This is a genomic window from Variovorax sp. 22077, from assembly GCF_052044195.1.
GTDB classification, from domain to species: Bacteria; Pseudomonadota; Gammaproteobacteria; order Burkholderiales; family Burkholderiaceae_C; genus Variovorax; species Variovorax atrisoli.
Map to the genome: position 1 here is coordinate 1 of NZ_JBQEQC010000011.1, position 24648 is coordinate 24648.

At 68.1% G+C, this 24648-nt stretch carries 20 protein-coding genes; 15 read left to right on the forward strand and 5 right to left on the reverse strand.

The genetic code is table 11. The features are described 5' to 3' along the window. Window positions 1-348: 348 nt before the first annotated feature. The 3 genes from ACTJLF_RS17020 to ACTJLF_RS17030 form a co-directional block, all read right to left on the reverse strand. The gene (locus ACTJLF_RS17020) at window positions 349-2220 is read right to left on the reverse strand and encodes a phosphoenolpyruvate carboxykinase (GTP) (RefSeq protein WP_440883560.1); all 1872 of its coding nucleotides are present in this window, start codon (window positions 2218-2220) and stop codon (window positions 349-351) included. Between the two features lie 153 nt (window positions 2221-2373). Next, entirely contained in the window at window positions 2374-2526 is a 153-nt protein-coding gene (locus ACTJLF_RS17025) for a hypothetical protein (RefSeq protein WP_019658467.1), read from the reverse strand. A 119-nt stretch (window positions 2527-2645) separates the two neighbouring features. Further along, complete coding sequence (locus tag ACTJLF_RS17030) at window positions 2646-3845, reverse strand: threonine ammonia-lyase (protein WP_026346853.1); 1200 nt, start codon at window positions 3843-3845, stop codon at window positions 2646-2648. 116 nt (window positions 3846-3961) lie between these two features. Here ACTJLF_RS17030 and ACTJLF_RS17035 point away from each other — a divergent pair, with 116 nt between their 5' ends. The 5 genes from ACTJLF_RS17035 to ACTJLF_RS17055 all read left to right on the forward strand — a co-directional run bounded on the left by ACTJLF_RS17035 (window position 3962) and on the right by ACTJLF_RS17055 (window position 11438). Next, window positions 3962-6286 (forward strand): ATP-binding protein, encoded by a 2325-nt coding sequence (locus tag ACTJLF_RS17035; RefSeq protein WP_145760351.1) that lies wholly within the window; start codon window positions 3962-3964, stop codon window positions 6284-6286. A gap of 87 nt (window positions 6287-6373) precedes the next feature. Beyond that, window positions 6374-8014 (forward strand): S41 family peptidase, encoded by a 1641-nt coding sequence (locus tag ACTJLF_RS17040; RefSeq protein WP_440883561.1) that lies wholly within the window; start codon window positions 6374-6376, stop codon window positions 8012-8014. A 245-nt stretch (window positions 8015-8259) separates the two neighbouring features. Continuing rightward, window positions 8260-9474 (forward strand): nucleoside hydrolase, encoded by a 1215-nt coding sequence (locus tag ACTJLF_RS17045; RefSeq protein WP_440883562.1) that lies wholly within the window; start codon window positions 8260-8262, stop codon window positions 9472-9474. Window positions 9475-9604: 130 nt separating this feature from the next. Next, on the forward strand, window positions 9605-10444 hold the full coding sequence (locus ACTJLF_RS17050) for an amidohydrolase family protein (RefSeq protein WP_440883563.1): 840 nt from the start codon (window positions 9605-9607) through the stop codon (window positions 10442-10444). After that, window positions 10434-11438, forward strand: a complete 1005-nt coding sequence (locus ACTJLF_RS17055) for a tripartite tricarboxylate transporter substrate binding protein (protein ID WP_440883564.1) — start codon at window positions 10434-10436, stop codon at window positions 11436-11438. The genes ACTJLF_RS17050 and ACTJLF_RS17055 overlap by 11 nt, the downstream gene beginning before the upstream one ends. A gap of 19 nt (window positions 11439-11457) precedes the next feature. On the opposite strand, the gene ACTJLF_RS17060 is transcribed toward ACTJLF_RS17055, so the two are convergent. Further along, window positions 11458-12339 (reverse strand): LysR family transcriptional regulator, encoded by an 882-nt coding sequence (locus ACTJLF_RS17060; protein WP_019658460.1) that lies wholly within the window; start codon window positions 12337-12339, stop codon window positions 11458-11460. Between the two features lie 31 nt (window positions 12340-12370). Then, window positions 12371-14263, reverse strand: a complete 1893-nt coding sequence (gene recQ / locus ACTJLF_RS17065) for a DNA helicase RecQ (RefSeq protein WP_019658459.1) — start codon at window positions 14261-14263, stop codon at window positions 12371-12373. Between the two features lie 293 nt (window positions 14264-14556). Here recQ and ACTJLF_RS17070 point away from each other — a divergent pair, with 293 nt between their 5' ends. From ACTJLF_RS17070 to ACTJLF_RS17115, 10 genes are all read left to right on the forward strand, one after another. After that, on the forward strand, window positions 14557-15528 hold the full coding sequence (locus ACTJLF_RS17070; RefSeq protein ID WP_019658458.1) for an ABC transporter substrate-binding protein: 972 nt from the start codon (window positions 14557-14559) through the stop codon (window positions 15526-15528). Beyond that, entirely contained in the window at window positions 15509-16414 is a 906-nt protein-coding gene (locus ACTJLF_RS17075; protein WP_440883565.1) for an ABC transporter permease, read from the forward strand. The genes ACTJLF_RS17070 and ACTJLF_RS17075 overlap by 20 nt, the downstream gene beginning before the upstream one ends. Before the next feature lie 124 nt (window positions 16415-16538). Next, window positions 16539-17321 carry an ABC transporter ATP-binding protein gene (locus tag ACTJLF_RS17080; protein ID WP_126184210.1) on the forward strand — a complete coding sequence of 261 codons (783 nt, stop codon included), beginning with the start codon at window positions 16539-16541 and terminating at the stop codon, window positions 17319-17321. Between the two features lie 10 nt (window positions 17322-17331). Continuing rightward, the gene (gene hutC / locus ACTJLF_RS17085; RefSeq protein ID WP_019658455.1) at window positions 17332-18069 is read left to right on the forward strand and encodes a histidine utilization repressor; all 738 of its coding nucleotides are present in this window, start codon (window positions 17332-17334) and stop codon (window positions 18067-18069) included. A gap of 182 nt (window positions 18070-18251) precedes the next feature. Further along, window positions 18252-19811 (forward strand): histidine ammonia-lyase, encoded by a 1560-nt coding sequence (gene hutH / locus ACTJLF_RS17090; protein WP_440883566.1) that lies wholly within the window; start codon window positions 18252-18254, stop codon window positions 19809-19811. 27 nt (window positions 19812-19838) lie between these two features. Next, entirely contained in the window at window positions 19839-21560 is a 1722-nt protein-coding gene (gene hutU, locus ACTJLF_RS17095; RefSeq protein WP_126184207.1) for a urocanate hydratase, read from the forward strand. Between the two features lie 149 nt (window positions 21561-21709). Continuing rightward, window positions 21710-22441, forward strand: coding sequence for an IclR family transcriptional regulator (locus tag ACTJLF_RS17100; RefSeq protein ID WP_440883567.1), 732 nt, complete (start codon window positions 21710-21712; stop codon window positions 22439-22441). 55 nt (window positions 22442-22496) lie between these two features. After that, window positions 22497-23249, forward strand: a complete 753-nt coding sequence (locus tag ACTJLF_RS17105; RefSeq protein ID WP_354327319.1) for a transporter substrate-binding domain-containing protein — start codon at window positions 22497-22499, stop codon at window positions 23247-23249. 7 nt (window positions 23250-23256) lie between these two features. Beyond that, window positions 23257-23925: an amino acid ABC transporter permease gene (locus tag ACTJLF_RS17110; RefSeq protein WP_026346849.1), complete on the forward strand. Its 669-nt coding sequence runs from the start codon at window positions 23257-23259 to the stop codon at window positions 23923-23925. A gap of 148 nt (window positions 23926-24073) precedes the next feature. Then, window positions 24074-24646 carry a HutD/Ves family protein gene (locus ACTJLF_RS17115; RefSeq protein ID WP_354327320.1) on the forward strand — a complete coding sequence of 191 codons (573 nt, stop codon included), beginning with the start codon at window positions 24074-24076 and terminating at the stop codon, window positions 24644-24646. Window positions 24647-24648 lie beyond the last annotated feature (2 nt).

The window sequence follows — 24648 nt, forward strand, 5'->3', positions numbered from 1 at the left end:
CACTTCGGCACCTCCCGCAGCTACCAACTCCTCCAACATATCTCGGGCTAGCTGAGAGGCTAAATCCGTCGGTGCCGAGTGCTAGCAATTGCGAAGAATCGAACCCTTTATCTGGCTGCACCTACGGCAATCAGCTCTCAAAGACACCATCCGCCAAGCAATCCAGTTCAATGTTGCCTTGATCGGATCGTCTCGAGACAGGCTGTCTGGCGCATCCAGGTATCCAGTCCGGCGTCTTTGAGGACAATAGATTGGCTGAATCGAGTTACTCCACTGAAAGCCCGCGGAAAATAAAAAAAAGCCCGATGGACTCTCCATCGGGCTTTTTTGTTTTGAAGCAGCTGGTTATCAAGCAGCCAGGCGTTGCTCGATAGCCGCCTTCGTCTCCGGCAGCTCCTTCGGCAGATGGTGCTCCAACTGCTTGAACAGCTCGGCATGCAGCTTAAGCTCAGCCTGCCAAGCCGCCTTGTCGATGCTGGTCACTGTGGCGAATTGCTCGGCGCTGAAGTTCAAGCCAGTCCAGTTGAGGTCTTCGTAGCGCGGGCTGATGCCGGTGATGTGCTCCACGCCCTCGGTCTTGTTGCCTTCGACGCGATCGATCATCCACTTCAGAACGCGCATGTTCTCGCCATAGCCGGGCCAGACGAACTTGCCGTCGGCGCCCTTGCGGAACCAGTTGGTCGTGTAGATTTTCGGGAGCTTGGCGCCTGACGCCTCGAGCTTCATCCCCAGGTCGAGCCAGTGCTGGAAATAGTCGCTCATGTTGTAGCCCATGAAGGGCAGCATCGCGAAGGGATCGCGGCGCACGACGCCTTGCTGGCCAGCTGCGGCAGCAGTCGTCTCGGAGCCCATGGTCGCCGCCATGTAGACGCCCTCGACCCAGTTGCGGGCTTCGGTCACGAGCGGCACGGTGTTCGAGCGGCGTCCGCCGAAGATGAAAGCGTCGATGGTCACGCCCTTCGGGTCGTCCCATGCCTCGTCGAGCGCGGGGTTGTTGGTCGCGGCGACCGTGAAGCGGGCGTTCGGATGGGCCGCCTTCGCGCCGGTTTCCTTGGCGATCTGCGGCGTCCAGTCCTTGCCTTGCCAGTCGATCAGGTGAGCCGGCAGTGCCTTGCCAGGCGCGTCCTGCTCCATGCCTTCCCACCAGACGTCGCCATCGTCCGTCAGTGCGACGTTGGTGAAGATCACACCCTGGTCCAGGCTGCGCATGCAGTTGGGGTTCGTCAGCATGTTGGTGCCCGGCGCAACGCCGAAGTAGCCGGCCTCCGGGTTGATCGCGCGCAGGGTGCCGTCGGCCTGCGGCTTGATCCATGCGATGTCGTCGCCGATCGTCGTGACCTTCCAGCCTTCGAAGCCCGCCGGCGGAACCAGCATCGAGAAGTTGGTCTTGCCGCAGGCGCTGGGGAACGCTGCCGCCACGTGGTACTTCTTGCCTTCGGGATTCGTCACGCCCAGGATGAGCATGTGCTCGGCCAGCCAGCCTTCGTCGCGACCCATGTTGGAAGCGATGCGCAGCGCGAAGCACTTCTTGCCCAGCAGCGCGTTGCCGCCGTAGCCGGAGCCATAGCTCCAGATCTCGCGCGTCTCGGGATAGTGGACGATGTACTTGGTCTTGTTGCACGGCCAGGCCACGTCCTTCTGGCCAGCCTCGAGCGGGGCGCCCACGGTGTGCACGCAGGGCACGAATTCGCCGTCGGCGCCCAGCACGTCGTAAACGGCCTTGCCCATGCGGGTCATGATGCGCATGTTGACCGCGACGTAAGGCGAATCGGAAAGCTCAATGCCGATGTGGGCGATCGGCGAACCCAGAGGTCCCATGCTGAAGGGCACGACGTACATCGTGCGGCCCTTCATGCAGCCATCGAACAGCGGCTGCAGGGTCGCGCGCATCTCGGCCGGGGCCATCCAGTTGTTGGTGGGGCCGGCGTTTTCCTTCTGCTCGGAGCAGATGTAGGTGCGGTCTTCCACGCGCGCCACGTCGCTCGGGTCAGACAGCGCGAGGAACGAGTTGGGCCGCTTGGCAGGGTTGAGCTTCTTGAAGGTACCTGCGTCGACCAGCTGCTGGCAGAGGCGGTCGTACTCTTCCTTGCTTCCGTCGCACCAGTGGATGGTTTCGGGTTTGCACAGCGCGGCCATGTCGGCCACCCAGGCGATCAGCTTTGCGTTCTTGACGTATGAGGGCGCCTGAATGGTGAGGCCCTTCATCGTGGGTGCGTTCATCGGAAAATCTCCTAAGTTGAAAAATCGTCTTTCCGAACGGGACGCCGTGCCGGCTCAGGCACGAAGGTCCGTTTGAGAAAACGTTTCGCTTCGGGAGATTGCGTCGGCGCGGGCCGCACCGCCCGCGGACAAAGGCGCTAACGCGCGTCAGCTTCAGGCCATGTAGACGGCGATGGATGCCAGCAGCAGCATCAGCACGCCGCCGGCCAGCGGAAGCACCAGCGGCATCAGGTGAACGACCGACTCGACAGCGTCTTGTTCGACGGCCGCGCCATGGCTCGGCTCGACGGGAGTGGGATTGGACATCGGGAAATTCCTCGAATACGCAATTGACAAACTGATGGCATTTTACCGGCGGGCCGCCGGCAGCCGGTCTAGGGGGATGCGAGCCCCCGAATGGAGCATTCCGGGCTTGATCTTGCAGCTCAATGCTGCTCTTCGGCCTCGAACCCGGCGTCCTTCAGCGCGGCCAGCACGCTGGCCAGATGGGCGCGTCCACGGGTCTGCAGCACCAGCTCGACATCGACGTTCTGCGCCGCCAGCATGGTGAAGGCGCGCTGATGGTGAACCTCGTCGACGTTAGCGCCCGCTTCGGCCACAGTGGCCGTGATGTGGGCCAGCGAGCCCGGCACGTCGCGCGCGCTCACCCGGATGCGCGCCAGCCGCCCGGCCCGCACCATGCCTCGCTCGATGATGGCCGCCAAGAGCAGCGGATCGATGTTGCCGCCCGACAGCACCAGCCCCACGCGCTTGCCGCGGAAGCGCTCCGGGTGCCGGATCAGCGCGGCGAGCCCGGCGGCGCCTGCACCTTCGACCAGGGTCTTCTCGATCTCCAGCAGCATCAGCACGCCCTGCTCGATGTCGCCTTCGTCCACCAGCAGCAGGTCGTCGACCTTGCTCGCGATGATCTGCTGCGTCAGCACGCCGGGCGTACCGACCGCGATGCCTTCGGCGATGGTGCTCGAGCCCTGCGCGTGATGTGTACCCTTGACTGCGTTGACCATCGCCGGAAAGCGCGTGGTCTGCACGCCGACGATCTCGATGTCCGGCTTGCGTTCGCGCGCGGCCACCGCCATGCCAGCGATCAGCCCGCCGCCGCCGACCGACACCACCAGCGCGTCGAGATCGGGCACGGCATCGAGCATCTCCAGCGCCACGGTGCCCTGGCCGGCGATGATCGCTTCGTCGTCGTAGGGGTGCACGAAAGTCAGTCCCTCGCGCTGCGCAAGCTCGAATGCATGGGTGCGGGCGGCTTCCAGCGTGTCGCCGTGCAGCACCACCTCTGCGCCGAAGCCGCGCGTGCGTTCGATCTTCACGCCTGGCGTGAACCGCGGCATCACGATCAGCGCCCGCAGCCCGAGGCGTTGCGCGTGATAGGCCACACCCTGCGCATGGTTGCCCGCAGACATGGCGATCACTCCGCGTGTACCGTTCTCGGAAAGATCGACCAGCTTGTTGCACGCCCCCCGCTCCTTGAACGAGGATGTGAACTGCAGGTTCTCGAATTTCAGGAACACCTGGGCGCCGACGATTTCCGAAAGGGTGCGTGATTCCACGCACGGCGTGTTGAGCACCTGCCCCTGGAGGCGCGCCGCGGCGCGTTCGATTTCCTGGATTCCGACCATGGCGCGCATTGTGGCTGGAATCGCAACCATCAGGGTTTTTCCCGTTTCACGGTCTTCCCGAAGCCAAAAGTCTGCGTTATGGTCTGTCCGAAATTGTCCTCGTTGGAGGTTGCCTGATGGCCAAGCGTGCGGGTGTCGATGTGGTGGCTGCTGCGGTACGCGGGCAGGCATTGCCGTCGCCCGGACTCAAGGAAGCCCCGGTGCTCGAGCTCATGTGCTCGCACTTCGTGCTCACGCTCGCTGCCAAGCAGGGCCCGCGCTTCAACGTGCGGCGCGACATCAACGGCCTGCTCTCGCTCACCGGGCGGCATCTCGTATGGCCCGCTGCCGTGCTGCAGCGGCTTCGCGAGTTCCTCGGACGGCGCTGCGCGGGCAATGAAGCCTGGAAGGGCGTCGAAGACCTCGACGGCCGCACGCTGCTGGAGCGCCACGGCGTGTGGCGCGGCCCGTACGAGGAAGGCACGCTCTTCTTCTATCTCGACGAATACGCGAAAGACCAGCCGAAGGACCTGCTCTCGGTGCTGGCCGTCACGCGCGACTGGCTCACGCATGCGCTTCGCAAGCAGTCGACGCTGGTCGAGAAGAACATCGACGCGCTCGCGGGCCTGCTTCAGCTCAACAAGGCCGAGCGTGCGCTGCTGCTGTACGGCACGCTCGCACGCTACCAGCGCGACCTGCGCTCGCTGCTGGTCGAATTCAAGGTCAACAACGCGCCCGAAGCCTACGCCGCCATCGCCGACATCGCCGGCGTGAGTGCGAGCGACGTGGGCGAGGCGCTGCGCGCGGGCTCCAGGCTCGAGCGCATCGGGCTGGTCGAGAACCTCATCTCCGAGCACAACATCACCGACCTCGCCGACCTCATGAAGGTCAGCGAGAAGCTGCCGCCGGTGCTCATGCGCGAGTACCGCGACCACAACGAGCTGATGGCCGTCTTCACGCGCCCCTCCGCCAAGAGCGCGCTCGCGCCGCAGGACTTCTCCTTCGTGCAGGAAGACGTGCAGATGCTCGTCACGCTGCTGCGCGCAGCGGTCGCTCGCAAGGAGCCGGGCGTCAACGTGCTGCTCTACGGCCCGCCCGGCACCGGCAAGACCGAGCTCGCGAAGGTCGTGGCGCAGGCCGCAGGGCTCGAGCTCTTCGAGGTCGAGTACGCCGACCGCGACGGCAATTCGCTGAGCGGCCGCGACCGCTACCGCTCGCTGCAGATCGCGCAGGTGTTCCTCAAGGGCAGCGCGCAGGCCGCGCTGCTGTTCGACGAGGTCGAGGACGTGTTCCCGCCGATCAGCACCGAGGCCGCGCAGTTCATGGCGCGCGCCGAGCAGATCCCCGCGCCCACCAGCGGCAGCGTGAGCGGCAAGGCCTGGGTCAACCAGATCCTCGAGGCCAATCCGGTGCCCACGCTGTGGGTCACCAACCGCATCGAGCAGATCGACCCGGCCTTCCGCCGCCGCTTCGCGTATCACCTCGAGCTCAAGTCGCCGCCGCCCGGCGCGCGCGAGCAGCTCGTGAAGAAGACGCTCGAAGGCGTCGTCGTGTCCGAGGCCTTCACCGCCAAGCTCGCGGAGCGCAAGGGGCTCACGCCCGCGCAGATCCGCACCGCGGTGCGCTTCGCCGGACTGGCCGGTGCCGAAGGCGCCTCGACGGAAGCGCTCATCGAGCGCCAGCTGCGCAATGCCGATCTGGCGCTCGGCACCGCCGACTCCGGCCGCGGCGAGCGCCGCAGCGTCACCACCTACGACCTCGACATGCTCAACGTCGAGACCCGCTTCGAGATCCCGCGGATCGTCGAGGCCTTGAAGGCGCGCGGCCACGGCTCGCTGTGCTTCTACGGCGCCCCCGGCACGGGCAAGACGGCGCTGGCGGAGCACATCGCCAAGGCGGTGGGCCGTCCGCTCATCGTGAAGCAGGCCAGCGACCTGATGAGCAAATACGTCGGCGAGACCGAGCAGAACATGGCCGCCATGTTCCGCGAGGCCGAGGCCGAGAAAGCCGTGCTGTTGCTCGACGAGGCCGACAGCTTCCTGCAGGACCGCCGCGGCGCGCAGCGCACCTACGAGGTCACCGAGGTCAACGAGATGCTGCAGGGCATGGAGCGCTTCAACGGCATCTTCGTGTGCACCACCAACCTGCTCGACCGGCTCGACCAGGCGGCGTTGAGGCGCTTCACCTTCAAGATCAAGTTCATGCCGCTCACGGCCGCGCAGCGCGAGCGCATGTTCGTCACCGAGGCGCTCGCCGGCGATGCCGCGCTCATGACGGCATCGATGCGCTCGCGGCTTGCGGCGCTGGGGCAGCTGTGCCCCGGCGATTTCGCGGCGGTGAAACGGCAGACCGATATCCTCGCGGTGGAGTTCTCCGCGAGCGAGTTTCTGGACCAGCTCGAAGCCGAGCATCGCATCAAGCCCGAAGTGCGCGAGTCGCGCGGCATGGGCTTCGTGCAGTAGCGGCACCCTGTGGCGGCGTCCGCCGCCGCCGCGCAGAAAGAGAACATCCGTCCGCCGGTGCGGACACGGACACGAGGAGGAGAACGCATGCTGGAGTCTCGCAAGATCGACGACGCGCGGCGATTGCCGCGTCCTGGCGCATGGACCGCCGCCGGCGCCGTGCTCGCGGCGGCAGCCCTGCTGTCGGCCTGCGGGGGCGGCGGAGGAGGCGGGGGCGGCGGCGGCCTGCCGATCGGCCTGATCCCCGGCGCCACCACGACGCCCCCGCCTGCGAGCGGAGATGGCGGCAATGGCAGCGGTTCCGGCAGCGGCATCGTCGCCTCGGCCACGGTGGCCGGCCTGTGCGCGTCGCCGCGCACCGGCATCAACCCCGAGACCGGCGGCGCGTACCCCGACCGCAGCGGCACGCTCGACAACGAGAAGAGCTGGGTGCGCGGCTGGATCGACGAAACCTACCTCTGGTACGGCGAAGTGCCCACCACCCTCAAGGCCGCCGACTACGCCACGCCCATCACCTGGTTCAACGTGCTCAAGACGACGGCCACCACGCCCTCGGGCCGCGCCAAGGACCGCTTCCACTTCACCTACGACACCGAGGCCTACCGCCAGCTCACGCAGGGCGGCGTCTCCGCCGGCTACGGCATGGAGACGGCCGCGATCCGCAGCTCGCCGCCGCGCGACATCCGCATCGCCCTCGTCGAGCCGGGCTCACCGGCCGCCGGCAAGAACCTGGCACGCGGCGCGAAGATCCTCAACATCGACGGAGTCGACGTCGTCAACAGCACCGGCACGGCCAACGTCAACGCGATCAATGGGGCGCTGTCGCCCAAGGCCGTCGGCGAATCGCACACCTTCACCTTCGAAGTGAACGGCGTCGCGCAATCGCCGGTGCAGTTGACGGCCGCCAATGTCACCAGCGTGCCGGTGCAGAACGTGCAGGTCATCGACACCGGCAGCGGCCGTGTGGGCTACCTGCTGTTCAACGACCACATCACCACGTCGGAGACGCAGCTCATCAACGCCGTCAACAGCTTCAAGCAGGGCGCCGGCATCCAGGACCTGGTGCTCGACATGCGCTACAACGGCGGCGGGCAGCTGCTCATCGCGAGCCGGCTGGCCTACATGATCGCCTCGCCGTCCGTGACCGCGGGCAAGACCTTCGAGCAGCTTGTGTTCAACGACAAGAACCCGTTCCGGCTTTCCGTCGCGCAGACCCTGACGCCCTTCGTCAGCACCAGCCGCAGCGGGCAGCCGCTGCCCACGCTGGGCCTGTCGCGCGTGACCGTGCTCACCGGCCCCGACACCTGCTCGGCGAGCGAGTCCGTCGTCAACAGCCTGCGCGGCGTGGGCGTCACCGTCAACCTCGTCGGCGGCACCACCTGCGGCAAGCCCTACGGCTTCTATCCGCAGGACAACTGCGGCACCACCTACTTCGCGATCCAGTTCAAGGGCGTGAACCAGCAGGGCTACGGTGACTACGGCGACGGCATGGCACCGAATGCCGGGTGCGTCGTGGCCGACGACTTCAACCACCAGCTCGGCGACAAGGCCGAGGCGCGCCTCGCTGCGGCGCTCGCGTTGCGCAGCTCGGGCTCCTGCGCCGTCTCCGCCAAGACGACCGTCCAGGGCCTGGAGAAGGCGGCCGAGCCCGAAGCGGAGCTGCCCTATCTGCCGGGCCGCTCGCCGCTTCGCGAGAACAGGCTGATCGGCCTGTCCGATCCGGCCTGAGCCGCCCCCAAGCTGCCCGCCCACGAACTGCTCTGCGCAGCCCCGAGCCGTTCTTGTTCTGAAAGGCGGCCCGGGCTCTCCTTCGGGCTCGCGGAAAACCCCTAGCGCCGGTGCTTGCCACCCCTGTCGCTCGCGCCGTAGAGTGGGTGAAACGTTTGCGCAAAGCTTTGCGCAAACGTTTGTATCTCGGAGCGGCGGGATTTGCCCCGCCTGAGAACCAACTTCCTAGTACCAGGAGAGAGACGATGCGCAAATGGATCGGGGCGATGTTGATCGCCGTCATCACGACGTTGGCGGGCTGCGGAGGCGGCGGGAACGGAGGCTCGGGCATCGGCCTCGGCCCGGGCCCGGGCTGGGGCGGTGGCGGCGGGGGCGGAGGATCGGGAGGCGGCGGCGCCGGCCCGCAGAAGATCATCATCGACAGCGACTACAACACCATGAGCGACGACGGCCAGCTCGGCGTGATGGCCGCGCAGCTGCAGGCCGAGGGCAAGGTGCGCGTGATGGGCATCAGCGTGGTCTCGGGCAACCAGTGGCTGAAGCAGGGCGTGGCCGACGCGCTGATGTCGGTGGAGCGCCTGGGCGTGGGCGACCGCATCGGCATCTACTCGGGCGCGAACTACGCGCTGAACCACACCTATGCCGACGTCCAGGCCGAGATGGCCGCCGGTGCCGGCGGCGACGGCTACCTCGGCGCCTGGGGCGGCCCCGAGCCCAAGACCGACGCCGACCTCAAGCCCTCGCCGGACGGCTTCGCGAAGCACACGGTCGTGCAGCGCAAGACGGCGGTCGACTTCATCGTCGACACCGTGAAGGCCAACCCCGGCGAGATCACCATCCTGGCCATCGGCCCGCTCACCAACATCGCGCTCGCGGTGAAGCAGAACCCCGAGATCGTGCCGCTCATCAAGAAGATCATCTACATGGGCGGCGCCATCGACGTGCCCGGCAACACCACCAAGGCCGCCGAGTTCAACTGGTGGTTCGACCCCGATGCCGCGCAGTTCGTGGTGCGGCTGCCGATCCCGCAGGTGGTGGTGCCGCTGGACGTGACCGACACCGTGTTCCTCACCAAGCCCATCTACGACCGCATCGCCCACCCGGCCAAGCCCACGGCTGTGACCGACGTGTTCCAGAAGCTCAACGGCTACGGCTTCGACGGCAAGAACGGCTTCGAGACCAATCCGAACTACACGCAGAACATCTGGGATACGCTCACCCTGGCCTACCTGATCGATTCGAGCTATGCCACGCAGACGGTGGACCGCTACGTCGACGTGATCGCCAAGCCGGGCGCCGCCGACAACGGCCGCTCCATCGGCTATTCGTCGCAGCCGCCCGGCCCGACGCTGCAGAAGATGACCGTGGTGAAGAAGTTCGACAACGCGCGCTTCTTCGAGCTGTACGTCGACCTGCTGACGCGGCCGGTGCCCATCACGCTTCCCGCCACGGTGAACTGAACGGCGTCATAAGCCGCGCTTATCCAAACACAACCGGGAGACAGGTTCCCGGAAGGCGCCGTGCTCCGGATACTCGCCCACGTCCGCTTTGCGGCGGACGCACGAAGAATCCGACAGAGACAACGACGCAGTGCCTTCCGCTCCCATCACCGCCATCGACGGCCACGCCCACGTGTTCGTGCGCGGCCTGCCGCTGGCCGCGGCGCGGCGGCATGCACCCGACTACGACGCGACGCTGGCCGAATACCTCGCGCTGCTCGGCGCGCACGGCGTCTCGCACGGCGTGGTGGTTCAGCCCAGCTTCCTGGGCACCGACAACGGCTTCCTGATCGACGCGCTGCGCGCTGCCCCGGAGCGCCTGCGCGGCGTCGCGGTGGTCGATCCGATGGTGGACGACGCCACGCTGCAGGCGATGGCCGAAGCCGGCGTCGTCGGCATCCGCCTCAATATCGTGGGCATGCCGCTGCCCGATCTCGCCCGTCCCGACTGGCAACGGCTCTTCGCCCGCGTGCATGCGCTGGGCTGGCATGTGGAGCTGCATCGCGAATCGCGCGATCTCGCGCTGGCCGCGCAACCGGTGCTCGATGCCGGGTGCGCGCTGGTGGTCGACCATTTCGGCCGTCCCGCATCGGCACCCGCCGACGACGAAGGCTTCGCCTGGCTTCTGCGCGCCGCGGACTGCGGGCGCATCTGGGTCAAGCTCTCCGCCGCCTACCGCAACTGGCCCACGGCCACCGAAGCCCACGCGCGTGATGCCGCGCAGGCGCTGCTGAAGGCCTTCGGCGCCGGGCGCCTCGTGTGGGGCAGCGACTGGCCGCATACCCAGCACCGCGAGATCGCCAACTACACCGCCGCCCATGCAGCGCTGGCCGACTGGGTGCCCGACGCCGCCGAGCGCCGCCGCATCCTGGTCGACACGCCGGCGCGGCTTTTCAAGTTCAAGACAGGAGACATCACCGATGACCAATGAAATCACCCGCGAAATCACTCGAGCGAGGCTGCTGCGCGCCGTTCCGCTCGCACTCGCCGGTGCTGCCCTGCTGCTGGGCAGTCTGGGCGCGCACGCCCAGGCGTGGCCGTCCAAGCCCGTGCGGCTGGTCGTGAGCTATCCGCCCGGCGGCACCGTCGACGCGGTGGCGCGCATCATCGCGCCCAAGCTCTCGGCGAAGCTGGGCCAGCCGGTGGTGATCGACAACCGCGGCGGCGCGGGCGGCGCCATCGGCGGCGACCTCGTCGCCAAGAGCCCGGCCGACGGCTACACCGTGCTGCTCGACGCGTCCAACCACGCGCAGAACCCGGCGCTGCGCAAGATGCCCTTCGACACGCTGCGCGAGCTCGCGCCGGTGTCGCTGCTGGTGAGGGTGCCCAACGTGCTGGTGGTGAACCCGTCGGCGCCGTTCAAGAACGTCTCGGACCTGATCGCGCAGGCCAAGGCGAAGCCGGGCGCCATCAACTACGCCTCGTCGGGCAACGGCTCGGCGCAGCACCTGGCGGGCGAGCTGTTCGCATCGATGGCGGGCGTGCAGATGACGCACGTGGCCTACAAGGGCGGCGGGCCCGCGCTCACCGACGTGATGTCGGGGCATGTGCCGGTGTTCTTCGCGAGCCTGGCCTCCAGCATGCCCTTCATCAAGGACGGCAAGCTGCGCGCGCTCGCGGTCACCGGCAAGGCGCCTTCGCCCGCCTTGCCGCAGCTGCCCACGGTGGCCGAGGCCGGCCTGCCCGGCTACGAGGTCTACGAGTGGAACGCGGTGTTCGTGCCGGCCGGCACGCCCGCGCCGGTGGCGCAGCGCCTGTCGAAGGAATTCGCCGCCGCGCTCAAGGACCCGGAAGTGCGCGGCCGGCTCGAAGCCCTGGGAGCGGAGGTGATCGGCTCGACGCCGGCCGAGCTCGACAGCTTCCGCCGTGCCGAGATCGCCAAGTGGACCAAGCTCGCCAAGGACAACAGGATCCAGCTGGACTGAGTGGGCTGAGGCCGCCGCCTCAGCCGCGCAGCATGGCGGCGAACGCGTCGGCGAAGGTGGGCCGCGAGCGCGCCAGCCACAGCGCCGACAGCTCGAAGGCCGGCAGCCCCGCGCCGTCGCGCACTTCGGCATAGCGCACGCCCTCGTGCTGCAGCGCGCGCACCGAGCGCGGCAGCAGCGACCAGCCCAGCCCCGCGGCCACGCAGGAGAGCACGGTCAGCGTGCGGTTGGCGTCCTGCACCACGCGCGTCTCATGGCCGGCGCGCCGCAGTGCGCCCAGCAGCTGCGCGCGCAGTGCGGGGATCTGCTGCTCAGGGAACCAGACCAGGCCGTGCCGCGCGACGTCGGCGAGCGACACGCAGCCGTCGTCATCCATCGCCCAGGCGGCGGGCAGCGCGGCGATCAGCGGCTCCTCGCCCAGCCGCAGTTCGTGCACCCGGGCCGTGACCGACACCGGCGGATGCAGCAGCGCGATGTCGATGCGTCCGCCTTCGAGCGCCGCCACCTGCTCGGCATTGCTCATCTCGCGAAGCACCACGTCGAGCTGCGGATGTTCGGCGCGCAGCCGGCGCAGCGCGTTCGGCAGCACCTCGTAGACCGCATGCGTGACGAAGCCGATCGTGAGCCGTCCCGCGCGGCCCGCGCCCATCGCGCGTGCACGCTCGGTGGCCGCATCGCCGTAGGCCAGGCTGGCGCGCAGGTCGTCGATGACAGCCTGCCCCGCATCGGTGAGCGCGGCGCCGCGGCGCGTGCGCGTGAAGAGGGGCGTGCCGAGCTCCTTCTCGAGCCGGTTCAGCGTCTGCGTGAGTGCCGGCTGTGCCAGTCCCAGCCGCTCGGCCGCCTTCGTGAGGCTGCCCGCCTCGGCGATCGCGATCACGCAGCGCATCTGGCGGGTGTCCATCGCGGCGCCCCTTTTTCTGTTCTTCAGGCCGTCAGAAGTTCTCGCAGACGCGCAGCACCTCGCTGCCGTAGGCCTCGAGCTTCTTGGTGCCGATGCCGCTGATGCCCTGCAGGTCTTCGAGCGAGGCGGGGGCGCGCTCGGCGATGGCGGCCAGCGTGGCGTCGTGGAAGATCACGTAGGCCGGCAGGTTGTGTTCCTTCGCCACTTCGGCGCGCCATGCCTTGAGCGCGTCGAAGCGCTTGCGGCCCGCCTCGTCGAGCTTGGCCGCGGCCGGCGGCGGCGCGCCCTTGGCGGCCTTCTCGCGCCGGGGCTTGCGCTCCGCGGGCGACGACACCGATTCGCGCAGCGTCACCGGCGTCTCGCCCCTGAGCACGGCGCGCGAGCCCTCGGTGAGCTTCAGCGTGTTGAAGGCCTCGGCGTCCACCGCCAGCGCTCCGGTGGCGATCAGCTGGCGCAGCACGCCGCGCAGCGCCACCTCGCTGAACTCGGCGCCGATGCCGAAGGTGCTGATGCGCTCGTGGCCGAACTGCTTGACCTTCTCGGTGCTCTTGCCGCGCAGGATGTCCATGATGTGCCCGGCGCCGAAGCTGATGCCGCTCAACTGCTGCACGCGGTAGATCGTGCTCAGCAGCTTGCGCGCGGCATCGGTGCCGTCCCACACCTGCGGCGGGTTCAGGCAGTTGTCGCAGTTGCCGCAGGGCGTGCTCTTCTCGCCGAAGTAGCCCAGGAGGCGCACGCGCCGGCAGTCGCTGGCCTCGGCCAGCGAGAGCAGCGCGTCGAGCTTGCCGCGCATCACCTGCTTGAACTCCTCGCCGGCGGGGCTCTCGTCGATCATGCGGCGCTGGTTGACGACGTCCTGCAGGCCGTAGGCCATCCAGGCGTCGGCGGGGCCGCCGTCGCGGCCGGCGCGGCCGGTCTCCTGGTAGTAGCCCTCGATGTTCTTGGGCATGTCGAGGTGGCCGACGAAGCGCACGTCGGGCTTGTCGATGCCCATGCCGAAGGCGATGGTCGCGACCATCACGATGCCTTCCTCGCGCAGGAAGCGGTCCTGGTGCTGCTGGCGCACCGCGGCGTCCAGGCCCGCGTGGTAGGGCAGGGCGTTGATGCCCGCGTCGCGCAATTGCACCGCCACGTCCTCCACCCGCTTGCGCGACTGGCAATAGACCACGCCCGCGTCGCCCTCGTGCTCGCGTTCGATGAAGCGCAGCAGCTGCGTGGTGGCGTCCTTCTTCTCGACGATGGTGTAGCGGATGTTCGGCCGGTCGAAGCTGGAGACGAACTGGCGCGCGTCCTCCAGCTGCAGCCGCTCGACGATGTCGGCCCGGGTGAGCGCGTCGGCCGTGGCGGTGAGCGCTATGCGCGGCACGCCCGCATAGCGCTCGTGCAGCACGGTGAGCGCGCGGTACTCGGGTCGGAAGTCGTGGCCCCACTGGCTCACGCAGTGCGCCTCGTCGATGGCGAAGAGCGAGAGCTTGCCGCGCTCCTTCAGCGAATCGAGCTGCGACAGGAAGCGCGGCGTGTTCACCCGCTCGGGCGCCGCGTACAGCAGCGTGATCTCGCCGCGCAGCATGCGGCGCTCGACGTCCTGCGTCTCTTCCCAGTCGAGTGTGGAGTTGAGGAAGGCCGCGCTCACGCCGGCCTCGTGCAGCGCACCCACCTGGTCGTGCATCAGCGCGATGAGCGGCGACACCACGATCGCCACGCCCTTGCCCGCGCGCTGCCGGGCGATGGCCGGGATCTGGTAGCACAGCGACTTGCCGCCGCCCGTGGGCATCAGCACCAGCGCATCGCCGCCGCCCACCACGTGGTCGACGATGTCCTGCTGGGCCCCCCGGAACTGCGCGTAGCCGAAGACCTCGTGGAGGATGTCGGAGGGGGCGCTGCTGCCGGAGATGTCGATGGGGCGGGGGGCGAGGGAAGACACAGGCGGCGGGCGGGGGAGGTCGGAAAAGAAGAGGGAGGAGGGCGGCCGTCGATTGTCCCCCAGTGCCGCCGATATGACTGTGGCACGAGCTTTGCAATGGTTGCCGCCGTCCTGCGCCCTTCTTGTCTAGACAGCAAAAAGGTGCATTTCCCAGGCAAATGCACCAGAAACGAGCTTTCGGGTTATCCTGTATATACAAGTTGGGGCGCCTGGCAACAATGCGAGGCGTGCGTGACCCGGCCATCGGGCGGCACCGCCGAGCCTTTCCCCAAGAACAGACCCCAGGAGTACCCATGGTCAAGACGGTAGTTGTGAAGTTCGCCTCGCTGGTTGCAGCGGGCGCATGTGCGGCGGGCATGGCCGGAACGGCCGCCGCCCAGGATCTGACGAAGATCTCGCTCGGCATGTCCGGCTGGACCGGCTTCGCGCCGCTCTCGCTGGCGGACAAGGCCGGCATCTTCAAGAAGAACGGGCTCGACGTCGAACTCAAGATGATCCCGCAGAAGGACCGCCACCTCGCGCTGGCCTCCGGCGCCATCCAGTGCGCGGCCACCACCGTCGAGACGCACGTGGCCTGGAACGCCAACGGCGTGCCGATCGTGCAGATCTTCCAGATGGACAAGTCCTACGGCGCCGACGGCCTCGCGGTGCGCGGCGACATCGCCAAGTTCTCCGACCTCAAGGGCAAGACCATCGGCGTCGACGCGCCCGGCACCGCGCCCTACTTCGGCCTGGCCTGGATGCTCAGCAAGAACGGCATGTCGCTGAAGGACGTGAAGACCACCACGCTGTCGCCGCAGGCCTCGGCCCAGGCCTTCGTGGCCGGCCAGAACGACGCAGCCATGACCTACGAACCCTACCTCTCGACGGTGCGCGCCAATCCCGCCGCCGGCAAGATCCTGGCCACCACGCTCGACTACCCGATGGTGATGGACACCGTCGGCTGTGCGCCCACCTGGCTCAAGGCCAATGCCAAGGCCGCCGCCGCGCTCACCAAGTCGTACTTCGACGCGCTGGACATGATCAAGGCCGAGCCCGAGAAGTCCAACGAACTCATGGGCTCCGCCGTGAAGCAGAGCGGCGAGCAGTTCGCCAAGTCGGCGGCCTTCCTGCGCTGGCAGGACAAGGCGGCCAACCAGAAGTTCTTCGCGGGCGAGCTCACCAGCTTCATGAAGGAGGCCACGCCCATCCTTCTGGAAGCCGGCGTGATCCGCAAGGCGCCGGAAGATTTCTCGGCCACCTTCGATGCAAGCTTCGTCAAGTAAGAACGTGGCCCAGATGCAGCAGATGCCTTCCGCCGCAGCGGTCGCGGCGCCTGCGCCGCAGCAGGCCGCCAAGGCCGCGGCGCCCGTCGCCACGCCGGCCCGCCGCCGCGCGCTCGCGCCGCTGGAGCCCATCGGCACGCGGGCGCGCGTGCTGCTGGGGCTCGCGTTCTTCGTCGTCTTCGTGCTCGTGTGGGCCATCGCCACGCTCGGAGGCTTCGTGCCGCCGACCTTCCTCGCGAGCCCGCCGACCATGGTCAAGGAAGGCTGGCTGCTCTTCACCGAGTACGGCTTCATCGGCGACATCGGCATGACCGTGTGGCGCGTGTTCGGCGGCTTCCTGCTGGCGGCCGTGTTCGCGGTGCCGCTGGGCATCGCCATGGGCACCTGGAAGGCCGTGGAGGCCTTCTTCGAGCCCTTCGTCTCCTTCTGCCGCTACCTGCCGGCCTCGGCCTTCATCCCGCTTCTCATCCTGTGGGCGGGCCTGGGCGAGATGCAGAAGCTGCTGGTGATCTTCATCGGCTCCTTCTTCCAGATCGTGCTGATGGTGGCCGTCACCGTGGGCGGCGCGCGGCGCGACCTCGTGGAGGCCGCCTACACGCTGGGCGCCAGCAGCCGCGGCATCGTGGCGCGGGTGCTCATCCCGGGCGCCGCGCCGGGCATCGCCGAGACGCTGCGCCTCGTGCTCGGCTGGGCATGGACCTACGTGATCGTGGCGGAGCTGATCGGTTCCTCCTCGGGCATCGGCCACATGATCACCGACAGCCAGGCGCTGCTGAACACCGGCCAGATCATCTTCGGGATCATCGTGATCGGCGTCATCGGCCTGCTTTCGGACTTCGCCTTCAAGGCAATCAACCGCCGCTTGTTTGCATGGGCGTCACTATGAACAACCCCCAGTCTTCGCGCACTTCGTGTCGCTTCGCCAACCCCCTTGCAGGGGGCAGCGCCTGCGGCCCGGCAAAGCCGGTTCCGCGGCACTCCCCGAATGAATCGCAGACGAAGGACGCGCTGTGAGCAATCAGCTTTCCATCCAGGGCGTCTCGCGCGTCTTCACGGGCACCAAGGGCCAGCGCACGCAGGCGCTGCAGCCGATCGACTTCGAGGTGAAGGAGAACGACTTCGTCACCATCCTCGGCCCCTCGGGCTGCGGCAAGTCGACGCTGCTGCGCATCGTGGCGGGGCTCGACTTCCCGACCAGCGGCCAGGTGCTGCTCGACGGCCAGCGCATCGAGGGCCCCGGCGCCGACCGCGGCGTGGTGTTCCAGAGCTACACGCTCTTCCCGTGGCTCACCGTGGCGCAGAACATCCGCTTCGGCCTGCGCGAGCGCGGCATGAGCGAGGCAGACCAGAAGGAGCGCAGCGAGTTCTTCATCGCCAAGGTGGGCCTGCGCGGCTTCGAGAACCACTTCCCGAAGCAGCTCTCCGGCGGCATGCAGCAGCGCACCGCCATCGCGCGCGCGCTGGCCAACGACCCCAAGATGCTGCTGCTCGACGAGCCCTTCGGCGCGCTCGACAACCAGACTCGCGTGCTCATGCAGGAGCTGCTCTTGGGCATCTGGGAGTCGGCGCAGAAGACGGTGCTGTTCGTCACGCACGACATCGACGAGGCGATCTTCATGGCCAACCGCGTGGCGGTGTTCAGCGCGCGGCCCGGGCGCATCAAGACCGAGATCGCGGTCGACTTCCCGCACCCGCGCAGCTACACCATCAAGACCTCGCCGGAGTTCATGGAGATCAAGGCACGCCTGACCGAAGAGATCCGCGCCGAATCGATGGCCGCGGCGGAGCACTGACGAAGACACGATGAAACGCGACCTGCCGACCCTCGCGCTCTACGCGCAAGTCATGGATCACATCTCCCGCAAGATCCAGGACGGGACGTGGCCGCCCGGCCACCGCCTGCCGTCGGAGCACGAGCTGGTCGCGCAGTTCGGCATGGCGCGCATGACGGTGAACCGCGCGCTGCGCGAGCTGGTGGAGCAGGGGCGCATCGTGCGCGTGGCCGGCGTCGGCAGCTTCGTGGCGGAGAACAAGCCGCAGTCCACGCTGCTGCAGATCGCCAACATCGCCAGCGAGATCCGCCAGCGCGGGCACGACTACCGCTGCGAGATGATCGCGGTCGAGCGCCTGGCCGCCTCGACCGACGTGGCCGCGTGGCTCGACAAGCGCGCCGGCGACTCGGTGTTCCACAGCGTGTGCCTGCACCTGGAGAACGGCACGCCGGTGCAGCTGGAGGAGCGCTACGTCAACCCGCAGGTGGTGCCCGACTACCTCGAGCAGGACTTCACCGCGATGCCGCCCAGCGAGTACCTGGTGCGCAACGTGCCGTTCGACCAGATCGAGCACGTGGTCGACGCCGTGCTGCCCAACGCAGAGCAGGCCGAGCGCCTCGCGATGACGCCCACCGACCCCTGCCTGCTGCTCACGCGCCGCACCTGGTCGCGCAACGTTCCCGTGACGTGGGTGCGCTGTCTGCACCCCGGTTCGCGCTACAGCCTGGGCAGCCGTTTCAAGGCCGACGGCAACCCCAGCTTCGGCTGACGCAATGAACTCTCTCCCAGTCTTCGCGCACTTCACGTCGCTTTGCCGACCCCCTCGCCGGGGGGAACACGTGCGGCCCGGCAAAGCCGGTTCCGCGGTGTTCCGCGAAGGGCCGTAGGTCTTTTTTTGTCGTCGCCATCGACTCAGCTTTCACTCGCAACTACTTGTATAGACAGGTTCACATGCCAAGCAAACACACCGCCCATCCAGACGCCACCCTGATCCTCGTGCCCGGCCAGGTCGACCTCGCGACGCTGCGCCGCATCCAGGCCGGCGGCGTGAAGCTCGCGCTTGACGCATCGGTGCGCGAAGGCATGCAGCGCGCCGAGGCCGCCGTGCGCCACATCGTCGAGAACGACCAGGTCGTCTACGGCATCAACACCGGCTTCGGCAAGCTCGCGAGCACGCGCATCGGCAACGACCACCTCGCCGAGCTGCAGCGCAACCTGGTGCTCTCGCACAGCGTGGGCACGGGCGAGCCGCTGGCCGCGCCGGTGGTGCGCATGGTCCTCGCGACCAAGGCCGTGAGCCTGGCGCGCGGCCACTCCGGCGTGCGGCCGGCACTGGCCGATGCGCTGCTGGCACTGTTCAACGCGGGCGTGATGCCGCGCATCCCCGCCAAGGGATCGGTCGGCGCCTCGGGCGACCTCGCGCCATTGGCCCACCTCGCCTGCGTGCTCATCGGCGAAGGCGAGGCGACGCTGCCCGACGGCCGCGTGGTCAGCGGCGCCGAGGCGATGAAGCACATCGGCCTCGAGCCCTTCGTGCTCGGCCCCAAGGAAGGCCTTGCGCTGCTCAACGGCACGCAGGTGTCGACCGCGCTCGCGCTGGCGGGCCTCTTCGGTGCGGAAGACGTGTTCGCCTCGGCGCTGATGTCGGGGGCGCTGTCGCTCGAAGCCATCCAGGGCTCCATCAAGCCCTTCGACGCGCGCATCCACGCCGCGCGCGGCCAACCGGGCCAGATCGCGGTGGCGGGCGCGGTGCGCACGCTGCTCGAAGGCAGCGAGATCGTCCCCTCGCACGCCGACTGCGGCCGCGTGCAGGACCCGTATTCCGTGCGCTGCATCCCGCAGGTGATGGGCGCCTGCCTCGACAACCTCGCGCACGCCGCGCGCGTGCTGGTCATCGAGGCCAATGCCGCATCCGACAACCCGCTGGTCTTCACCGACACCGGCGAGGTCATCTCGGGCGGCAATTTCCACGCCGAGCCCGTCGCCTTCGCGGCCGACATCGTGGCGCTGGCCGTGAGCGAAGTCGGCGCGATCTCCGAGCGCCGCCTCGCGCTGCTGCTCGACAGCGGCCTGTCGGGCCTGCCGCCCTTCCTCGTGCGCGACGGCGGCCTCAACTCGGGCTTCATGATCGCGCAGGTCACGGCCGCGGCGCTCGCCTCGGAGAACAAGTCGCTCGCGCACCCCGCCAGCGTCGACAGCCTGCCGACCTCGGCCAACCAGGAAGACCATGTGTCGATGGCCACCTTCGCAGGTCGCCGCCTGGCCGACATGGTCAACAACACGGCCGTGGTGGTGGGCATCGAAGCGATGGCCGCCGCCCAGGGCATTGAACTCAAACGCAAGCTCAGGAGCTCGCCGCTGGTCGAAGCCGAATTCGCCGCCATCCGCCAGCAGGTCGCCTTCCTCGAAACCGACCGCTACCTCGCCCCCGACATCGAAGCCATGCGCCAGTGGGCGCTGAAGGCCGATCTGCCGGCCGCGCTGCTCGACATCCTGCCCAGCCACTCGTAAAACACACCCCGATTAGGAGAACCCGCCATGAACGCTCCCGACAAATTCGCCCTGAACACCGCCACCGACCCGCGCCACGATCCCACGCGCGTGATCCGCGCCCCGCGCGGCAGCGAGCTCAACTGCAAGAGCTGGCTCACCGAGGCCCCCTTCCGCATGCTGCAGAACAACCTCGACGCCGAGGTGGCCGAGCGCCCGCAGGACCTGGTGGTGTACGGCGGCATCGGCCGCGCCGCGCGCGACTGGGCCTGCTTCGACCAGATCCTCGCTTCGCTGAAGGAACTGAACGACGACGAGACGCTGCTGATTCAATCGGGCAAGCCGGTGGGCGTCTTCAAGACGCACGAGAACGCGCCGCGCGTGCTGCTGGCCAACTCCAACCTCGTGCCGAAGTGGGCCAACTGGGAGCACTTCAACGAGCTCGACCGCAAAGGCCTCTTCATGTACGGCCAGATGACCGCCGGCAGCTGGATCTACATCGGCAGCCAAGGCATCGTGCAAGGCACCTTCGAGACCTTCGTCGAGGCCGGCCGCCAGCACTACAACAACAGCCTCGCGGGCAAGTGGATCCTCACGGCCGGCCTGGGCGGCATGGGCGGCGCGCAGCCGCTGGCGGCCACGCTGGCCGGCGCGGTGTCGCTGAACATCGAGTGCCAGCAGTCGAGCATCGACTTCCGCCTGCGCACCCGCTACGTCGACAAGCAGGCGCGCGACATCGACCACGCCTTCGAGCTCATCAAGCAGCACTGCGACGCGAAGGAAGCCGTGTCGATCGCGCTGCTGGGCAACGCGGCCGAGGTCCTTCCCGAGCTGGTGAAGCGCGCGAAGGCCGGCGGCCTGAAGCCCGATCTCGTGACCGACCAGACCTCCGCGCACGACCTCATCAACGGCTACCTGCCCGCCGGCTGGAGCGTGCCGCAGTGGCAGGCAGCCATGAAGGACGCCTCGCAGCACGATGCGCTGAAGAAGGCCGCCGCGAAGTCATGCGCCGTGCACGTGCAGGCCATGCTCGACTTCCAGGCCATGGGCATCCCCACTGTCGACTACGGCAACAACATCCGCCAGGTGGCCTTCGACGAGGGCGTGAAGAACGCCTTCGACTTCCCCGGCTTCGTGCCGGCCTACATCCGTCCGCTCTTCTGCGAGGGCAAGGGCCCGTTCCGCTGGGTGGCGCTGTCGGGCGACCCGGAGGACATCTACAAGACCGACGCCAAGATCAAGGAGCTGTTCCCCGAGAACAAGCACACGCACCGCTGGCTGGACATGGCGCGCGAACGCATCGCCTTCCAGGGCCTGCCGGCGCGCATCTGCTGGCTGGGCCTGGGAGAACGCCACATCGCGGGCCTGGCCTTCAACGAGATGGTGCGCAAGGGCGAGCTGAAGGCGCCCATCGTCATCGGCCGCGACCACCTCGACACCGGCTCGGTCGCCAGCCCCAACCGCGAGACCGAGGCGATGAAGGACGGCACCGACGCGGTGAGCGACTGGCCGCTGCTCAACGCGCTGCTCAACACGGCAGGCGGCGCCACCTGGGTCAGCCTGCACCACGGCGGCGGCGTGGGCATGGGCTACTCGCAGCACTCGGGCGTGGTGATCGTTTGCGACGGCACCGACGCCGCTGCAAAACGCATCGAGCGCGTGCTCTTCAACGACCCCGCCACCGGCGTGATGCGCCATGCCGACGCGGGCTACGACATCGCCGTGGCCACCGCGAAGAAGCAGGGCCTGAAGCTGCCGATGGTGAAGTGAGGGCGGGCGCCGCCATGAAGAAGGGCGCGACCTTAAGCCGAAGGTAGAAAGAAAAAGCAGGCCCATTCCCACTCTCTGGGAATATGGGCTTGGAAGTGGGAACGGCGGGCAAGATACTGCACGCCGGTTCCATTCCTCCGACCGATCGCATGACGCCCCCGACCGACGCCCCCGCCAACGACCGCGCGCTCTTGGTGCTGTCGGTGCTGGCGCAGAGCAAGGCGGCGATGACGGCGGCCGAGCTGGTGCGGGCCACCGGCCTGTCGCAGAGCACGCTGTACCGGCAGATCGCCACGCTGCGCCGCTGGGGCTTCGTGATGGAGTCCGACGGCCGCTACTCGCCGGGCCCGGTCAGCGTGCAGCTGGCCACCGGCTTCGACGGCAACTCCGACCTCGTGATCGCCGCGCGCGCCGACATGCGCCTGCTGGCGCAGCAAAGCCACGAGAGCGTGGCGCTGGTCACGGCGGTGAACGACCGCGTCGTGTGCCTGGAGATGATCGACAGCGAACAGTCGCTGCGCTGCTCCTTCGACCGCGGCCGCAGCGTACCTGCCCGCGACGGCGCCAGCGCCAAGTGCCTGCTGGCCCACATGCCGGTCGACCAGCGCGACGCCCTGCTCGACGGCCTCGGCGAAAGCGCCGAGCGCCGCGCCGAGCGCGCCGCCGAACTCGACGCCATCCGCGAGGCCGGCCATGCCGTGACCCACGGCGAGGTCGACGCCGGCGTGTGGGGTGCGAGCGCGCCGGTGCTCTCTTCGGGCCGGCGCCTGCGCGGCGCGATCACGCTGATGGCGCCGCTCACGCGCGTCGAGGGCATGGAAGCTGCATTGCTGCACATGACCGTCGTCACGGCGGCGCGCATCTCGCGGGCGCTGCAGTAGCCGCGTTGCCTTTTTCTTTCTTCTTCCTTCATTCCCACCACGAAAGTCCCCTGCCATGAACACCCGCCGCACCATCGTCGCCGCCGCTCTTTCCGGCCTTGCCATCCTCGGTTTCGCGGGCGCCGCGCACGCACAGGGCGAGCCGCTGCGCGTGGCCACCGACGCCACCTTCCCGCCCATGGAGTTCGTGGAGAACGGCAAGCGCACCGGCTTCGACGTGGAACTGGTCGAGGCCATCGGCAAGACGCTGGGCCGCAAGGTCGAGTGGATCGACATCGACTTCAAGGGCCTCGTGCCGGGGCTCATCTCGAAGCGCTTCGACATGGCCGTCTCGGCCATCTACATCACCGACGAGCGCAGGAAGGTGGTCGATTTCACCGTGCCCTACTACGCGGGCGGCCTCGTCGTGATGGTGAAGGACGGCAACACGGCGATCAAGACGCCGGCCGACATCAACGGCAAGAAGGTCAGCGTGCAGGTGGGCACCAAGTCGGTGAGCTACACCAAGGAGAAATTCCCTCAGGTGCAACTGATGGAAGTCGAGAAGAACCAGGAGATGTTCAACCTCGTCGACATCGGCCGCGCCGACGCCGCCGTGACCGGCAAGCCCGCCGCCTACCAGTACGTGCGCACGCGCGGCGGCCTGAAGGTGCTGCCCGAGCAGATCACCACCGAGGAATACGGCATGGCCATCCGCAAGGACACGCCCGAGCTGACCAAGGCGGTGAACGGCGCGATCGAGAAGCTGAAGGCCGACGGCACCTACGACCAGATCGTGAAGAAGTGGTTCAGCACGGCTGCCAAGTAAGCCCGCCATGGATCTCGATTTCTCGCCAGTCTGGCAGGGCTGGCCCGACCTGCTGCGCGGCGCGCTGGTCACGGTGGAGATCACCGCCTGCGCGCTCGCACTGGGCTGCGTGCTGGGCCTGCTGGTCGGCATCGGCCGGCTGAACCCGAAGCGGCGCTGGCTCTACGGCGCATGCACGGCCTACGTGGCGGCGATTCGTGGCACGCCGCTGCTGGTGCAGCTGTTCATCCTGTTCTTCGGCCTGCCGCACTTCGGCATCCTGCTGCCGGCCTTCGTGTGCGGCGTGCTGGGGCTCGGCGTGTATTCGGGCGCCTACGTGTCGGAGATCGTGCGCGGCGCGATCCAGTCGATCGACAAGGGCCAGACCATGGCTGCTCAATCGCTGGGCATGACGCCCGGCCTCGCGATGCGCCACATCGTGCTGCCGCAGGCGGTGGTGCGCATGATCCCGCCGCTGGGCAACGAGTTCATCGCGTTGATCAAGAACTCGGCGCTGGTGTCGCTGCTGACGATTCACGACGTGATGCACGAGGGGCAGAAGATCATCAGCGTGTCGTATCGCTCGCTGGAGGTGTACTTGGCCATCGCGGTCGTGTACTTCGTGCTCACCGGGACGATGACGCTGGTGCTGAGGCACTTCGAGCAGCGCCTGCGCCAGGGCGGGATGGTGCGATGAGCGGCGCGATGGAATTTGTCTTTCTCCCTCCCCCGCTGCGGGAGGGCAGGGGTGGGGGCACGACGGCCTCTAGCCAATCACAGCGCTCGTTGGGCACTGCCCCCATCCCAACCTTCCCCCAGAGGGGCAAGGAGCAAGAGGGGCGCTCATGAGCAGCGTGTTCCGGTTCTCGCGCGCCTCGCTGCCCGCCACGCCATGGAAGAACGGCGGTGGCACCACGCAGGAAGTCGCCAGCTGGCCGCAGGGCGCAGGGCTCGACAGCTTCGGCTGGCGCGTGAGCATCGCCACCATCGCGGCGGCGGGGCCGTTCTCGGTGTTCGCGGGCGTGGACCGCAGCATCACGCTGCTCGAAGGCGACGGCGTTCGGCTCTTCACGCACGACGGGCGCATCGAGCACCGGCTCGACGTTCCGTTGCAGCCCTTCGCCTTCAGCGGCGACGAGCCGATCGACTGCACGCTGCTCGGCGGCGCCTCCAACGACTTCAACGTGATGACGCGGCGCGGCCAGTGGCGCGCCGACGTGCGCGTGCTGGACCGCGCCACGGCCATCGAGGCCGCGCCGCATGGCGTGCTGCTGGCGCTGCGCGGCGCATGGCGGCTCGACGATGAAGCCTGCAGCGAAGGCGAGGGCCTGCAGTGGTCCGATGCGACACGGGCCTGGCATGCGACGCCCGAAGGCGCCGACGCGCGGCTGCTCGCGGTGCGCATCCTGCCGGCGTAACC

What these genes read in the sequence shown, in the direction of transcription:
- hutU (WP_126184207.1), top strand. Translation starts at nt 19,839, where the DNA reads ATGAACGCTCCCGACAAATTCGCCCTGAACACCGCCACCGACCCGCGC.
- ACTJLF_RS17070 (WP_019658458.1), top strand. Translation starts at nt 14,557, where the DNA reads ATGGTCAAGACGGTAGTTGTGAAGTTCGCCTCGCTGGTTGCAGCGGGC.
- ACTJLF_RS17020 (WP_440883560.1), bottom strand. Translation starts at nt 2,220, where the DNA reads ATGAACGCACCCACGATGAAGGGCCTCACCATTCAGGCGCCCTCATAC.
- ACTJLF_RS17100 (WP_440883567.1), top strand. Translation starts at nt 21,710, where the DNA reads ATGACGCCCCCGACCGACGCCCCCGCCAACGACCGCGCGCTCTTGGTG.
- ACTJLF_RS17045 (WP_440883562.1), top strand. Translation starts at nt 8,260, where the DNA reads ATGCGCAAATGGATCGGGGCGATGTTGATCGCCGTCATCACGACGTTG.
- ACTJLF_RS17035 (WP_145760351.1), top strand. Translation starts at nt 3,962, where the DNA reads ATGGCCAAGCGTGCGGGTGTCGATGTGGTGGCTGCTGCGGTACGCGGG.
- ACTJLF_RS17110 (WP_026346849.1), top strand. Translation starts at nt 23,257, where the DNA reads ATGGATCTCGATTTCTCGCCAGTCTGGCAGGGCTGGCCCGACCTGCTG.
- ACTJLF_RS17055 (WP_440883564.1), top strand. Translation starts at nt 10,434, where the DNA reads ATGACCAATGAAATCACCCGCGAAATCACTCGAGCGAGGCTGCTGCGC.
- ACTJLF_RS17060 (WP_019658460.1), bottom strand. Translation starts at nt 12,339, where the DNA reads ATGGACACCCGCCAGATGCGCTGCGTGATCGCGATCGCCGAGGCGGGC.
- hutH (WP_440883566.1), top strand. Translation starts at nt 18,252, where the DNA reads ATGCCAAGCAAACACACCGCCCATCCAGACGCCACCCTGATCCTCGTG.
- ACTJLF_RS17105 (WP_354327319.1), top strand. Translation starts at nt 22,497, where the DNA reads ATGAACACCCGCCGCACCATCGTCGCCGCCGCTCTTTCCGGCCTTGCC.
- ACTJLF_RS17075 (WP_440883565.1), top strand. Translation starts at nt 15,509, where the DNA reads ATGCAAGCTTCGTCAAGTAAGAACGTGGCCCAGATGCAGCAGATGCCT.
- ACTJLF_RS17040 (WP_440883561.1), top strand. Translation starts at nt 6,374, where the DNA reads ATGCTGGAGTCTCGCAAGATCGACGACGCGCGGCGATTGCCGCGTCCT.
- ACTJLF_RS17025 (WP_019658467.1), bottom strand. Translation starts at nt 2,526, where the DNA reads ATGTCCAATCCCACTCCCGTCGAGCCGAGCCATGGCGCGGCCGTCGAA.
- hutC (WP_019658455.1), top strand. Translation starts at nt 17,332, where the DNA reads ATGAAACGCGACCTGCCGACCCTCGCGCTCTACGCGCAAGTCATGGAT.
- ACTJLF_RS17115 (WP_354327320.1), top strand. Translation starts at nt 24,074, where the DNA reads ATGAGCAGCGTGTTCCGGTTCTCGCGCGCCTCGCTGCCCGCCACGCCA.
- ACTJLF_RS17030 (WP_026346853.1), bottom strand. Translation starts at nt 3,845, where the DNA reads ATGGTCGGAATCCAGGAAATCGAACGCGCCGCGGCGCGCCTCCAGGGG.